Annotated in this window: 8 protein-coding genes; all 8 read left to right on the top strand. The window is 39.3% G+C overall.

Features of this window, described 5'->3' with window-relative positions; all coding sequences use genetic code 11:
- Positions 1–61 precede the first annotated feature (61 nt).
- The 8 genes from DBR11_RS05620 (at position 62) to DBR11_RS05585 (ending at position 14,807) form a co-directional block, all read left to right on the top strand.
- Entirely contained in the window at positions 62–2,191 is a 2,130-nt protein-coding gene (locus DBR11_RS05620) for an FUSC family membrane protein (protein ID WP_108550625.1), read from the top strand.
- Positions 2,192–2,261: 70 nt separating this feature from the next.
- The gene (locus tag DBR11_RS05615; RefSeq protein ID WP_108550624.1) at positions 2,262–3,497 is read left to right on the top strand and encodes a thioredoxin fold domain-containing protein; all 1,236 of its coding nucleotides are present in this window, start codon (positions 2,262–2,264) and stop codon (positions 3,495–3,497) included.
- Positions 3,498–3,784: 287 nt separating this feature from the next.
- The gene (locus DBR11_RS05610; protein WP_233260656.1) at positions 3,785–4,792 is read left to right on the top strand and encodes a metallophosphoesterase; all 1,008 of its coding nucleotides are present in this window, start codon (positions 3,785–3,787) and stop codon (positions 4,790–4,792) included.
- 203 nt (positions 4,793–4,995) lie between these two features.
- Entirely contained in the window at positions 4,996–5,604 is a 609-nt protein-coding gene (locus DBR11_RS05605) for an RNA polymerase sigma factor (RefSeq protein ID WP_108550623.1), read from the top strand.
- Positions 5,605–5,737: 133 nt separating this feature from the next.
- Positions 5,738–6,856 (top strand): FecR family protein, encoded by a 1,119-nt coding sequence (locus DBR11_RS05600; RefSeq protein WP_108550622.1) that lies wholly within the window; start codon positions 5,738–5,740, stop codon positions 6,854–6,856.
- A gap of 209 nt (positions 6,857–7,065) precedes the next feature.
- On the top strand, positions 7,066–10,404 hold the full coding sequence (locus DBR11_RS05595) for a TonB-dependent receptor (protein ID WP_158275217.1): 3,339 nt from the start codon (positions 7,066–7,068) through the stop codon (positions 10,402–10,404).
- Between the two features lie 30 nt (positions 10,405–10,434).
- Complete coding sequence (locus tag DBR11_RS05590; RefSeq protein ID WP_108550620.1) at positions 10,435–11,991, top strand: RagB/SusD family nutrient uptake outer membrane protein; 1,557 nt, start codon at positions 10,435–10,437, stop codon at positions 11,989–11,991.
- Between the two features lie 20 nt (positions 11,992–12,011).
- Positions 12,012–14,807: a family 78 glycoside hydrolase catalytic domain gene (locus tag DBR11_RS05585; RefSeq protein ID WP_108550619.1), complete on the top strand. Its 2,796-nt coding sequence runs from the start codon at positions 12,012–12,014 to the stop codon at positions 14,805–14,807.
- The last annotated feature ends 97 nt before the right edge of the window (positions 14,808–14,904 follow it).

Genomic DNA, 14,904 nt, shown 5'->3' with positions numbered 1-14,904 from the left:
ACTTGCTAACTACATTCGGATTTTATATAATACTTTTGCAGCCGAAAGGATCATATAGATCATGTTTAGCAAGAATTTGGTGAATTGGGATAATGTAAAAACCAGGCTGACCCGCTTGATTTATGGAGAGTATTTTACAGATGCATTGCGCAATACAGCAACAGTTGTACTGCCAGTTGTTTTGTTGTTTTTTAATCATCAGGCACATGCTGCAATAGGAGTTGGGGTAGGGGCACTACTGATTAGCTTAACTGATGTTCCTGGTAATAAAGCGAACAAATTTAAAAGCGCTGTTGCCTGTATTATAACGTTTTCTTTAACTGCATCAATCATTTCCTGCTCACTCCATAACCCCTGGTTCACAGCCAGCGGTATTTTTCTGTTGTCTTTCCTCTTCTCGATGCTGGCCATTTTTGGGTACAGGTTTGCATTAATGGGTACAATGGCATTGATACTGGCTATTTTTACACTTGGTTTGCATCCAGAAGACCCTTTGTTGTTTAGCTGGTATATCTTCATTGGCGGATCATGGTTTTACCTGATCAGCTTGCTTCAAATTCTAATCTGGCCTTACCGTTCATTGCACCAAGCCATTTTTGAATGTATTACCAGTACGGCTGCTTTCCTGAAATCAAAAGCAAATTGCTATAATGCTGATGTTCCATTGGAGGAATGCTATCAGGAGAACATTGCTTTACACATCAAGGTCAGTGAAAAGCAGGAACTGATCAGAGAACTTCTGCTTAGTGATAAAACAGCAATGAATCCTACCAATGAAAGAGGGCAGCAGTTATTGAGGACAGCGATAAGCGTAATTGATCTATACGAACAGGTCACAGCCATACATTACGACTATGCTTTTGTAAGAACAGCTTTGAGTAAAACGGCCGCTTTAAACCTGATCATAGAGTTGATTGAAATTCTTGCCGAAGAAATGAATGTACTGAGTGGCACTTTCCTGAGGCCAGCCAGAAAAGCACAGCAATCGCTTCGCCTGATCAAATTTGAAGAGGTTAAAACCTCTTTAAAAAATTATGCAATAACTGAAAATGAAACAAATGCGCCTATTCTTCTGAAGGTACTCAAAAACCTTGAAGATATTGCCCTGCACATACAGGTCATAAGAAAGGATCAACCTATATCGGCCATTCATCCTGATCTTAAATGGAATGATATTTCTTATGAAGATTTTTTACCTCCTCAGCTTCTAAAACCAGGTTCATTAAAACGACATTTCTCCTTTAGCTCTCCGATTTTTAGGTTTTCTTTAAGGTTGGCGTTTCTGTGTTTAGGTGCTTATTTGATTACATTTTTATTTCCATATGGGAAATATAACTACTGGATGCTGCTCACCATTGTCATTGTTGCAAAACCCAGGTTCGGACTTACATGGAAAAGAAATATTGAGCGTTTATTGGGTACTTTTATTGGAGCAACCCTTGGACTGGTTTTACTGCTCGTTATCAGGCAGGAATCCGTACTGCTTAGTCTTTCCACTTTCTTTTTGCTTGGCTTTTTTACTTTCAACCGAATTAAATATGTGGTCAGTGTAATCTGCATTACAGCAATGGTTATTCTTTGTCTAAGTATTTACAGTGGTCACGCCGATTATATTATTACCGAACGTATTGGTTATACCGTTGCAGGATGTGTGATGGCTTTTCTTGCTGCCTTTCTTTTTCCAATATGGGAGCTTAAGGGGCTTAAGTCGCTGATGTCAAATATCCTTGATGCCAATATTAATTATTTAAATAAGGTGATTGCAGAATTGTGGGGAGAACAGGTTGGGATTACAGCATCCAAGCTTGCCCGCAAAAGTGGCTATATTCAGCTGGCTAAATTTTCTGAAACGCTTCATTATATCCATCTGGAGCCTAAAGGTAAAAGTGTTGATATTCAGGGTATTCATAAAATTCAGATTCTCAATTACAGGATTAATGCGATTATCGCCTCACTTTCCCTATCGGCAAAGCAACAGGATCAATCGGATTCAGACCGTCTTATCGTAGAGCAAGTAGTCAATAACTTACACTATTGTCTTAAAAAAAGCCTTTTATTAGATCTTAAAAGAATCAATACAGACTTACATTACTCAGAAAATGAGGATAACAACAGCAATGAAGGTACATTGCAACATCAACTTCGACTTTTATTATCGTTATCATCGGTACTTAAAATCCATTTTGGTTAATGTTATTTAAGTATACCCTTGTGTCCTAGTAATTTATTAAATTAGGCATTAAACTTATAACGTAAAACAAATGAAGAAACTCGTATTATTACTACTTGTGCTGCCATTTATAGGTATTGCTCAGGAAAAAGGAACCCACTTTGAACATGGGGCAACCTGGCAGCAGGTAAAAGAAAAAGCAAAAAAAGAAAATAAATACCTTTTGGTAGATTGTTTTACCACCTGGTGCGGGCCATGCAAATATATGAGCAGTACTATTTTTCCGCAGGAAAAGGTGGGGACTTTCTTTAATAAGAACTTTGTGAATGTAAAGGTACAGTTTGATAAAACAAACGGCGACAGCGAAGAGGTTAAAAGCTGGTATGCTGATGCTGATGCAATCAACAAAGCCTATAAGATTCAAGCTTACCCAACTTTCCTGATCTTTGCTCCAAATGGTGAACTGGTACATCGTATTGTTGGTGGAGGAGAAGCTGATCAGTTTATTGCTAAAGCGGAGAAAGCACTGCACCCGGAAACGCAATATTATACTTTACTGAAAAAATATGAAACGGGCAACAAAACTCCAGAAACCTTAAAGCAACTTGCTTTTGCCGCAGAAGAGGCTTATGATAAAGAAAATGCAGGTAAACTGGCAGCCGCTTATCTGGATACACAAAAAGATTTGTATACAAAAGAGAATCTGGAATTTCTAAGCAAGTTTACTGACAACAGTAAGAGCAAAGGTTTTCAATTACTACTTAAAGATCCTAAGAAGGTTGATGCCGTACTTGGAAAAGGCAAGGCTAATGCTGTACTGGGCGGTATCATCCTTCAGGAAGAAGTTTACCGGTATCTGAGAAATCCCAAAGCAAATCTGGATTCTCTGATTGCTGTTGCAAAGTCAAAATATCCGACAGTAGATATGAGCCAGCAAACGGATCTTCTTCAGGTTCAGTTTTATCAGAATACAGGTAACTGGCGGAAATTTCAGTCTGCGGTATTAGCTTATATGGGTAAATATGGAAAAGAAACAAATGGACAGATGCTCAACAGTTTTGCCTGGACGATTTTTGAAAATTGCAAAGATGCGGAATGTGTTGCGCAGGCTCTAGCCTGGAGTAAACGAAGTGTAGATGAAACGCAAAGTAAAGAACCTGCTTTTTTGGATACCTATGCTAATCTGCTGTATAGAACCGGGAAAAAAGATGAAGCCATTGCTGTGCAGCAGAAAGCTATTGCATTAGTTCCTGAAAATGAGAAAGGAACTTATCAGACTACACTTGATAAAATGCAAAAAGGTGAGAAAACCTGGGTAGAAAAGTAAGATAAATATATAATCTTCTATTGGGCTGCGTTGTATCTGACGCATATCTGAGTAGGGTCTTGTTGGGATAAGGGGTTCGTTATCCCCCCAACAAGAGCTCACTAATACCCCAGGCAGATTTGGCGGAGTTTAGTTAAAGCCATAATCTGCTATAATTTCCATTATATCCTTCAAGATCTAAAAAATAACACTGACTTAGATTTGTTTTTTAGTTAAGAGTGTTTAGTATATGTATTCTTTGTGTATTTTTACTATACTTTATTTGAGCTCCTAAATTGAAAGACAGAATGATGAAAAATGAAAACCGAAGATATTTTCTGCAAAAGCTAGCGCTTGGTGCATTGGTGGTTAGTCCGGTTCAAAAACTATTTGCCCGAACAGACCGTGTGCAAACCGTAATGAAATCGGGTAAAGTAAAGATCAGGTTTGGTGTGATCACAGATTTGCATCACGATTTGATTTATGATGGCGTAGATCGCTTGTCTGCCTTTATAGGTGAAATGAACAAGGAAGTGCCTGATTTTATCATACAGATGGGGGACCTTTGTTTTCCTAAAAAAGAGAACCTGCCATTAATGAAGGTTTGGGAGAAATTCAAAGGACCAAGTTATCATGTAATTGGAAATCATGATACCGATGGGGGCTATACTCGTGATCAGGTGGTGGAATTCTGGAAAGCAAAGGCGAAGTATTATTCTTTCGATGCCAATGGATTTCATTTTATTGTGCTGGATGGCAATGAACATAATCCATCTCCAGACCGCCCTGCCGGGTATGCACGTTTTATTTCCAGGACACAGCTGGATTGGTTAAAAAAAGATCTGAGCGAAACTGTATTGCCTACGATTGTATTTTGTCATCAAGGTCTGGATAATGACGCAGGTGGATTGGAGAATGGTACTTTGATGCGTTATACATTGGAACAGGCAAATCTAAAGAATAAACATAAAGTAATTATGGTGTTGAGCGGACATCACCATCAGGATTATTACAACCAAATCAATGGGATACATTATGTGCAAATCAACAGCGCTTCCTATCAATGGCTTGGAGATAAATATAAGGAGATTCGTTACTCTGAGGCTATAGACAAAGTTAAACCGATGTTGAAATACACGGTGCCTTATAAAGATCCTTTATGGGCGATGGTGGAGATTGATCAGGAGGGAAATATTTATATTAAAGGGAAACGATCTGTTTTTGTTGGATCATCTCCTGAAGCACTGGGTGTAGATTTGACAGATTATATTTATCCCATTGTGCCCTTTATTTCGGATAGACGGATCGGCAGCTGATCCGCTGCTTGATGAAAAATATAAAGCTGTCAGACCATGACGGTACATGACAGTTACTCAATTTATCTTTTGAATCTTAGAAGATTATAATATAACCAGATATAAATGTATTCATGCGGATCATTTTTAGGAATGATGTCTAACTTGAAATCGCGATACAGCGGATGCTTTTATATTGATTATGTAGGGTAGATTAATGTATTATGCGACAGACAGATAGGTGTAGCTTAAACGCTTTTAGTGATGCTGAATTGGCTGTTTTACTTGCCGAAGGTGATGCTCTAGCCTATACTGAGATTTACAAAAGATACAGCGCGGTTCTGTGTGTTTTTGCTTATAAACGTTTAGACAATAGAGAGGAAGCCCGGGACCTGGTACATGAGTTGTTTCTTGCCCTCTGGAGAAAACGAACTGATATCAATATAACAGTTACGTTGTCCACTTATTTGTTCACTGCCGTACGTAATAGAATGTTAGATCTGATATCTCATAAACAGGTCTCCTCAAGATATATAGAGAGTTTTCAGAATTATTGCCTGAATACCGAAAATTATTCAGCTGATCATCTGGTGAGACACAATCAGCTCCATGCATTAATTGAGCGAGAGATTGCCGCACTGCCACCAAAAATGCGTCAGGTTTTTGAATTTAGCCGAAAGTCGAGCTATAACCGTAAGGAAATTGCGGCAGAACTTGGTCTCTCAGAACAAACGGTGAAAAGTCATTTACAACATGCAGTTAAGATATTAAAGCTGAAACTGGGAGCTATCTTATCGATTGTTATGTATTTAATTCACTTGCTCTTAATTTGAATCCATCCTTATTTGGCTTTTTGTCTGTAAACCACCGAAGTTTAAATAAATGTTGAATTATTTAAATATTTATTTAACCCACCTAAAGAAGTTAACCGTCTACCCTTAAATTGAATATATATCATCATTTTGAATGAAGACTAAAGATCTGAAAGATATACTGAATAGGTATAAAATAGGAGAGGTAACACCCGATGAGCGTAATTTAGTAGAAAGCTGGATGCTTTTTGGAAAAATGCCTTATCGGAATTTATCTGAGGCTGAGTTGAGCGCTGATTTAAGAATGATCGAGAAAACGCTTCCTATTGTAAAATCAGAAAATAAAAGTAAAATCTGGTGGAGTTCTGCCGCTGCAATCTTTTTATGTATACTGGGATTTTACCTCTATAAAAGTTCGTTTAACAGCACTCAGTTGACTTTAAAGTATGCGAATGATATTAGACCAGGTAGAAATGGGGCGATGCTAATTTTGGCAAATGGAAGAAAAATAAATCTGAATGAGGTTCGGCATAGTGAACTTGCCAGTGAAGCAGGTGTTGGCATAAAAATAACTTCAAATGGTGAACTCATTTATACGGTACGAAGCAATAAAAAAATCGGTTCTTTAAATAGTACTAGTGAAGTTTTTAATACGGTAGTAGTTCCAGCTGGTGGACAATATCAGATTCGGTTACCTGACGGCAGTAAAGTCTGGCTAAATTCTAACTCTTCCTTACGCTTTCCAGTAGAATTTAATAACAAGGAAAGAAACGTCGATATTGTAGGGGAAGGATATTTTGAGGTAGCGCACCTCAAGTCTAAACCTTTCAAAGTAAAGAGTGCTGGGCAAACCATTGAGGTATTGGGAACGCACTTCAATATAACTGCATATGCAAATGAAAAAATAAGTAAAGTTACTCTTCTTGAGGGATCTGTAAAGGTGGAGAATGGTAAGGATACTAAGGTTTTGGTCCCTGGCCAGCAAGCAAAATCTGTTTCTGGCGGTATAGATGTTGTTACTGTAGATGTAGCTGATGCTGTTGCATGGAAGAATGGCTATTTCAGATTCAATGAAAATCTAAAAAGTATCATGACTAAAATCAGCCGATGGTACGATGTTGATATTGTTTATGAAGAGGAGCCCGATGAAGCCTTAATATTTGAAGGAGAGATATCGCGGTCAAAAAATATTTCTGCGGTGTTAACACTTATGGAGTCAACAGGAAATGCACATTTTAAAATTGAAGGAAGGAGGGTTATTGTAAGGCGATAAAATTACTACACGACACACAATCTGATAAGAAACCAAAGGTGGCTCTAACACCTTTGGTCAAAATTCGGATCAATTTTATCCTGTGAAACAGGTTAAAACACTATGCAATAATAGTTTATGATTAATCCAAACCAACCAAATGTATGAATTTTTTCTCATATTTTAAGCATGGGACAGTATACCATGTTCCATTTAAATTTCTTTTATTTATGAAGTTTATTTTGTTTTTTCTGATGGTAAATATACTTCAGGTAAATGCCGGTAGTTACGCTCAAAAGATTACTCTCCATAAAAAAAATGAATCTCTAAATAAAATATTTAAAGAGATCCGGAGTCAGAGTAATTATGATTTCTTTTACAATCAGAAACTTATAACGGGGGCAAAAAGAATCACCATAAGTGTTAAAGATGCTTCAATTGAGGAAGTGCTGGATAGGTGCTTTGAGGGGCAGGACCTGATTTATAAAATAGTAGGCAAGGCAATTACAGTTAACAAGAAAGAATCAGGGTTTTTAAAAAAGCTTATTACAAACGTTTTTAAAGATATTGAAATCAGCGGTAAAGTTACCGATTCAAAAGGAAAGCCTATCCCCGGTGTGGTGGTGAAGGTTTCAGGATCTGATAAGAGTGCAAGTACAAACGAGAACGGCCAGTTTAAAATTAATTTATCTTCAGAGTCGGGTACGCTGGTTTTTGCTTACATTGGTTTTGTAACGCAGTCTATTCCTGTCAAAGGCAGCACCACACTGTCTGTAACTTTAGTTGAGGAAATTACAGCTCTGAGTGAAGTTGTTGTAGTTGGATACGGTAAGCAGCAAAAAAGAGAACTTGTAGGGGCTGTTTCACAGTTGAATTTTGATGAAACTAAAGATCAGACGGTAGGAACACTCGGACAAAAGATTCAGGGTAAGTTTTCCGGAGTTGAAATTGTACAGTCAACAGGCCGTCCAGGACAGGGAATGTCTTTTCGGATTCGGGGCGCAGCATCAATTAATGCTGGTAATCAACCCCTTTTTGTAGTAGATGGAGCACCCATAACAGGTGATATTTCTAATATTAACCCCGACGAAATCGAATCTATAAGTGTACTCAAAGATGCATCTTCGAGTTCCTTATACGGTGCGCGTGCCGCCGGTGGTGTAATTATGGTCACTACAAAAAGAGCAAAAGCAGGAGAGAGCAAGATCGAAGTAAATGGTTCTTACGGAATTGCCAGTGTACCGGAAAAGGGGCGTCCGCCGATGATGAACGGAGAGGAATTTGCCGCTTTCATGAAAGGTTTTTTTGAGGATAAAATCAGGTATGAAGGATACATTGGTGGCATTCCTGCTGATTATCAGAATCCGTCCAAATATGGAGAAGGAACTAATTGGTATAACGTATTTCTACGTAGTGCTCCAACCCAAAATTATAGCCTGAGTTTGTCCAGTGCAACTGAAAAGTCTTCAACAGCGGTAGTTCTGGGTTACTTTAATCAACAGGGCGTTGTGATTAATACAGGTTATCAGCGTTTTTCGGGAAGATTGAATAACGTAACGAAATTTGGTGACAGGGTTAGGGTTGGAGTTAATATTGCACCTACCCTGACAATAGATCACAACACACATGAAAGTGCAAATACAGATGGATACCGTTTAGGAATAATGGGTGCAATGCTTTCAAGTCCAATTGCTAAAGCCATTAATGACGATGGAACTATACCTTTAACGGCTACATCTTTTAACTTATTCAATAGTGTGAACTGGTACAGGAAATTGTCCGAATATGTAGATAACTATAAAAATACCCGTATTCTTTCAAATGCTTTTGTGGAAGTTGATCTTTTAAAAGGTCTGACCTTTAAGTCTTCGGCCAATACAGACATCGGTCTCACCAGTAATTATAAATGGGAGCCATCAAGTGCAAGAGGTAACACGTATGAACAGGGAGATGGAAAAGCCGAAGGCGCTTACAGAACAAGTAATTACTATTCCTGGTTGCTGGAAAATACCTTAAATTATCAGATGAAGTATGGAGAACACGCTTTTGAGGCGTTAGCAGGATATTCAGCTCAGAAATATAACCTCGAAACTGCAGAAGCTACAGGAAATACTTTTCCGGATGATAAAATACCTTATCTGAATGCAGCTATTAATAAGAGTGGAACAAGTGGCGCAAGCAACTGGTCTCTTCTTTCCTATATTGGTAAGCTTAATTATAGCTACAAAAGTAAATACTTTTTACAGGCTACGATAAGGAGAGATGGCTCCTCCAGATTTGGTATCGACAGTAAGTACGGTTATTTTCCTTCAGTGGGTGCCAGTTGGATCGTCAGCGATGAGCATTTTATGAAATCTATGTCTGGGTTGAGTTATTTTAAGCTTAGGTTGAGTTATGGGCTCGTGGGAAATAATGCATTTGGGGGTAATTATCCTTCCATTGCAGGTTTGAATGCCGGGAATGACTATAGCTATGTATTTGACAATAAACTGTCGTCTGGTAAAACAATTGCAGGCCTCGGAAATACACTCTTATCATGGGAAAAAACAAAGCAGCTCGATGCAGGGGTTGATATAGGTTTTTTTAAAGACAGAATTACTTTTTCTTATGACTATTATCGTAAAATTACCAATGGACTGCTTTATCAGGTAGATGTTCCTCTGTCGTCTGGATTTAGTTCCATAAACTCCAATATTGGTGAGTTTGAGTTCTGGGGCCATGAATTCAGTGTCAGTTCAAAAAATCTAAATGGTTTTTTAAAATGGAATACTAACCTTAATGTTTCTTTTAACAGAAATATTGTAAATAAATTGGGTACTAATAATTTGCCTTTAGGGTCATTTTCCAACCCCACAGGTGGTTTTATCACCCAGGTTGGTAAGCAAATGGGACAGTTTATAGGGTATGTTTTTGATGGTGTATATATGAATCAGGCAGAGTTCAACAGTCAGCCTAAACATATTACATCAACTGTAGGGTCGGTTCGTATGAAAGATATTGGTGGTCCAAATGGTGTTCCGGATGGAGTTGTCGATTTTAACGACGTGACTACAATAGGTAATCCAAATCCTAAATTCGTGTTTGGGATGACCAATGATTTTGCTTACAAAAATTTTGATCTGAGTATTTTGCTTTCGGGCAGTGTAGGTGGTAAAATATTGAATTATCAAAGGGAGAGTACGACTAATCTCGACGGTGTATTCAATATGGATAAGGAAATGTTAAACCGCTGGCGTTCTGAATCTGATCCGGGCAACGGCTTAGTTCCTCGTACATTATCGGGGACAACCAATTTATATCGGATCAATAACAGCAGCTGGGTGTTTGATGGTTCTTATCTCACTGCAAAGAACATAGCTTTGGGTTATACTTTTAAATTTGATAACAATAAGTATATTAAGAAATTAAGAGCATATACCAGTGTTCAGCAGGCATTCATTATCACTCGATATCCGGGAGCAAATCCTGAAGTTAATGGTAATGGCTTAAATGGCCTTAGTCAAGGTATAGATTATGGGGCTTATCCTGTACCAAGAACCATTTCGTTTGGCTTTAACCTGGGCCTATAGTTTTAAACATCAATTCAATACAGAACAATTATGAAAAGAAAATATATATTGACAATCGCTTTATTGTTTTTGGGACTAGCATCATGTAAGAAAGATTTTTTGAATCTATCACCACCGGACAAAGATTCGAGCGCTAGTTTTTATAAAACAGAATCTGACTTTCTGCAAGCCTTAAGCGGTGCCTATAATTTATTGCGTGCATCCCATGGAAATGCAAATAACAGTTGCTGGGACATGGGAGAAATGCGCTCAGACAATACATATTTTGATCTCAACGAACAAAACAGGGGAGTGGGTGCACTGCAATTGGAAGATATTGCTAATTTTACCGATGATGCGGTAAACGGCAATACGCAAAGTAAATGGATTGCCGACTATAGCGGGATTTCAAAAGTAAACTCCATTATAGATCGTTTGCCGACAGCGAATTTTGAAAATAATCTTAAAGTGCCGATTATGGCGCAAGCTAAGTTTTTAAGAGCACTATGGTACCTGGATCTCGTTCAATATTATGGTGGGGTACCCTTACAGGTGCATGAGGTAACTAAAGAAAGCCAAGCTTCATTACCCAGATCGTCTGTAGCCAGTGTTTATGGACAGATTGTTTCCGACGCGCTCGATGCTGCCGGAAACCTCGCCCCGGCGAGTAATTTTCCACAATCTGGCAGGGCGACTGCAGGTGCGGCAAAAACGCTCTTAGGGCATGCTTACCTGTTACAGAAGAAGTATGATCTCGCGGAAAAGCAACTTAAAGATGTAACACAAATGAGTTATGCTTTAAACAGTCCCTATGCAAGCGCTTTTTTACCAGCCAATAAGAATAGCAAGGAATCTATATTTGAAATTCAATATCTCAACACAGTTGGATTGGGGCAGGAAAGCAGATTTATTTATCAATGGTTGCCGGTTGCTTCGGGAGTTAGTGTATTGACAGGAGCTGTTCCGAATAGCCCAAATTCTAATGGGGGATATAATGTTCCCTCATTGAATTTAATCAATGCTTATGAGCGTAATGACCAACGCTTGGATGCCTCTATTGGTGTGGTCGAAGGCGTACTGTTGGGTAATACTTTTACCCCTGAGCGCATGAAAAGTATTATTGGTTATACCTTGCCACCAGGAAAAACAGCCAGAAGAGTGGTCAGGAAGTTTCTTCATACGCATGCGGTTACAGGTAATTCAGATGAGAACTTTCCTGTATACCGTTACTCAGATGTTTTATTGATGTTGGCAGAAGCATTAAACGAACAAAACAAATCTGGAGAAGCTTTGCCCTATTTAAACGCCATACGTAACCGGGCGGGCTTATTGGGTGCAACTTCTTTGGATCCAAATACTTTAAGGGGAATAATTGCTCATGAGCGTCGTATTGAGCTTGCTTTTGAGAATAAAAGATGGCTGGATCTGGTCAGGAGCGGTCAGGCAGTCCAAGTGATGAATGCTTATGGTACAGAATTAAAAATGATGCTGACAAATATTAGCCCTAATGCTTATAATGTAACATCTAAAAGGCTAATATTTCCGATTCCAAAAATTGAAATGGAACGAAATGTTACTTTGGTGGGGAATCAGAATCCCGGATATTAATCTAGTTAATTGCTAAATAAATGACATTGAACTTAAAAATACCTTTTATCCTGTTTCAGCGTAAATTTTCTCTTTTACAGTTGATTGTGCTGTTTGCCTTATCTCCTTTTTATTTAAAAGCGCAAAGTAGTGTCCGGATTGGTGAGATGCGCTGTGAGTATATGATCAATCCACAAGGGATAGATGAGCATTTGCCCAGATTAAGCTGGGTATTACAGGCTATCGATCCTAAAGCATTTGGGCAGAGGCAAACGGCATATAGAATTATGGTGAGTGCGTCTGAAAAAGAATTAATTATTGGGCATGCGGAGGTATGGGATTCCAATTGGATAAATTCTGACGAGACTAACCAGATTTTATATCGAGGTAAGATGTTGGAGTCTGACAGAACATATTTTTGGAAAGTCTGTGTTAAGGATGAAAACCAGAAAGTATCTGCATGGAGTAAAACTATGCATTGGAGTACGGGATTGTTCAACAAAGAGGACTGGACGGCAAGATGGATTGGCACTGGAGATTCAAAAGATCAAGATGCTGTAAATATGCCAGATCCCTGGTTTCGCAAAACATTTGACCTGAAAGTGAAGCCTGGCCGGGCAAAGATGTTTGTGGCTTCGGTTGGCTACCATGAATTATATGTAAATGGTAAAAAGATAGGGAATGGTGTTTTGGCACCTGCAGTAAGTGATCATTCAAAAAGAGCAAGATATATCTCTTATGATATCAGCTCGCAACTACAACCAGGTAAAAATATCATAGCATTATGGTTGGGTACCTCCTGGTCTGTATTTTCATCATACAAAACCAACGATAAGCCTTTAGCGCCTATAGTAATTGCACAGGGAGATATTTATGATTCGGATAAGGTTGGAACTTTGCCTTTGCGGATCCAGACTGATAAAAGCTGGAAGACAGCTTCAAGCCCCAACTCCCTGCTGGGTAAATGGGAAGCAGGTCAAATGGGCGGCGAACTGTGGGATGCAGGCAAGGAAAACAAAAAATGGAATTTAGTGGATTGTGACGAAACAAACTGGAAGCAAGCAGTGGAGTATCGTCCAAGACTGATGCTGACAGCTCAAATGGTTGAACCTAACCAGCTCACCTCGCCTATTAAACCTGTGGCCATAGAAAAGCGCACTGATGGATCTTATAGGGTAGATATGGGAGTGAATTTTGCCGGCTGGACAAAAATCAAACTAACCGGCGATCATGGGCAGCGTATTGATATGCTGTTCTCCGAAAGGGAGGGGCAGGATATGACATTTAATATTCATAATGTCTGCATACTGGCTAAGGATGGCAAGGGGACATTTGAAAATCGTTTCAATTATAGCTCCGGCCGTTGGATTACGATAAAAGGCCTTAAGAAGAAGCCGAAACTCACTGATATTGAGGGGTGGGTAGTGAAAACGGCTTATCAATCGGCAGCTACTTTTTCCAGTTCTGATTCTTTACAAAATTGGATATATGCAAAAACACGATGGAATTTTGAAAATCTGTCTTTAGGCGGCTATGTGGTAGATTGTCCACAAAGGGAAAGATTAGGCTACGGTGGAGATGCTCATGCGACTTCTGAAACCGGAATGTATAACTATCATTTGGGTGCTTTTTATACCAAGTGGATGGAAGATTGGCGGGATGTGCAGGGGACCAGGTCTATGGACCATCTGAATTATGGCAGTTATGCAGATGATGGAATATTACCGCATACTGCACCGACATATCTGGGAGGAGGTGGACCAGGCTGGGGCGGAATCGTAGTTGTATTGCCCTGGCTAATGTACCAGCAGGAGGGGGATGAGCGCGTCCTGGAGAAGAACTTTGGCCTTATTAAGAAATGGCTCAGCTTTTTGGATAGTCATACCAAAGACGATTTATTGTCTCGCTTTGGCGGTGGTTGGGATTTTTTAGGTGATTGGCTTTGGCCCAACGCAACTGCCGAAGGAATGAATAATGACAAACCTGAAAATATTTGTTTTAACAATGCGTACAGAGTTTATAATCTGCGTACTGCCGCGAAAATTGCCCGTGTCTTAAAGCGCGACCAAGAAGCCAACCGCTGGGAAAGCCAGGCAGACGCTTCGGCTAAAGCTATTCACGAAAAATATTTCAATCCATCAGACAATAGTTATGCAGATCAGTCGATGGGAAATCTGGCAATAGCATTGCTCGCAGAAATTCCACCAGTCTCACTTCGTGAATCGGTCATGAAGAGGCTGGAAAAGGAGATTTTAATTGTCAGAAAAGGGCACATTCATGCAGGGATTACAGGAGGTGCTTTACTTTTTAAATTGTTGCGAAATGAGGGGCGGGATGATTTAATTTATTCGATGACGGCTCAAACTGATTATCCGGGTTGGGGATATATGAAAGCGAGCGGAGCAACTTCGCTGTGGGAAATGTGGGAAAAGGACTTACCTGGACACTCGATGTTACACAGCTCATTTCTCTATCCGGGTGCCTGGTATATAAATGGCCTGTCGGGTATACGCAAAGAAACGGAAAGCAAAGGTTTTAAGGAATTTGTGATCCGTGTTCCGTTACTTAAAAATGAACACATGAGCTGGGTAAAAGCCAGTTATGAAGCCAATGTAGGTACTATTAAAACAGAGTGGCAAAGGAGAAATGGACAGCTTATTCTGCATGTTGTTGTTCCGCCCAACAGCACGGCAACAGTTTATTTTCCTGCAGCAGATCATTCAAAAATTAAACGTTCTTCCTCATGGGGCGAAGATGCGGGGACAAAAAATGGATACTCTGTATTTAAAATTCCGGCGGGAGCATATACGTTTTCTGGCGAAGAAACTACTTATTAAAGTATACAGTTAAAAGAACTTTTTATATCTCTCTTTGATCTTGCAGTTTTTGTTGCAAGGTTGGAAAACAGTAGCACGTATAGACCTGATAGAGCTT

Origin of the sequence: Pedobacter sp. HMWF019 (assembly GCF_003061025.1) — a bacterium.
Taxonomy (GTDB): domain Bacteria; phylum Bacteroidota; class Bacteroidia; order Sphingobacteriales; family Sphingobacteriaceae; genus Pedobacter.
The sequence above is the reverse complement of the archived record's forward strand: the minus strand, read 5'-3'. Positions and strand labels throughout refer to the sequence as shown.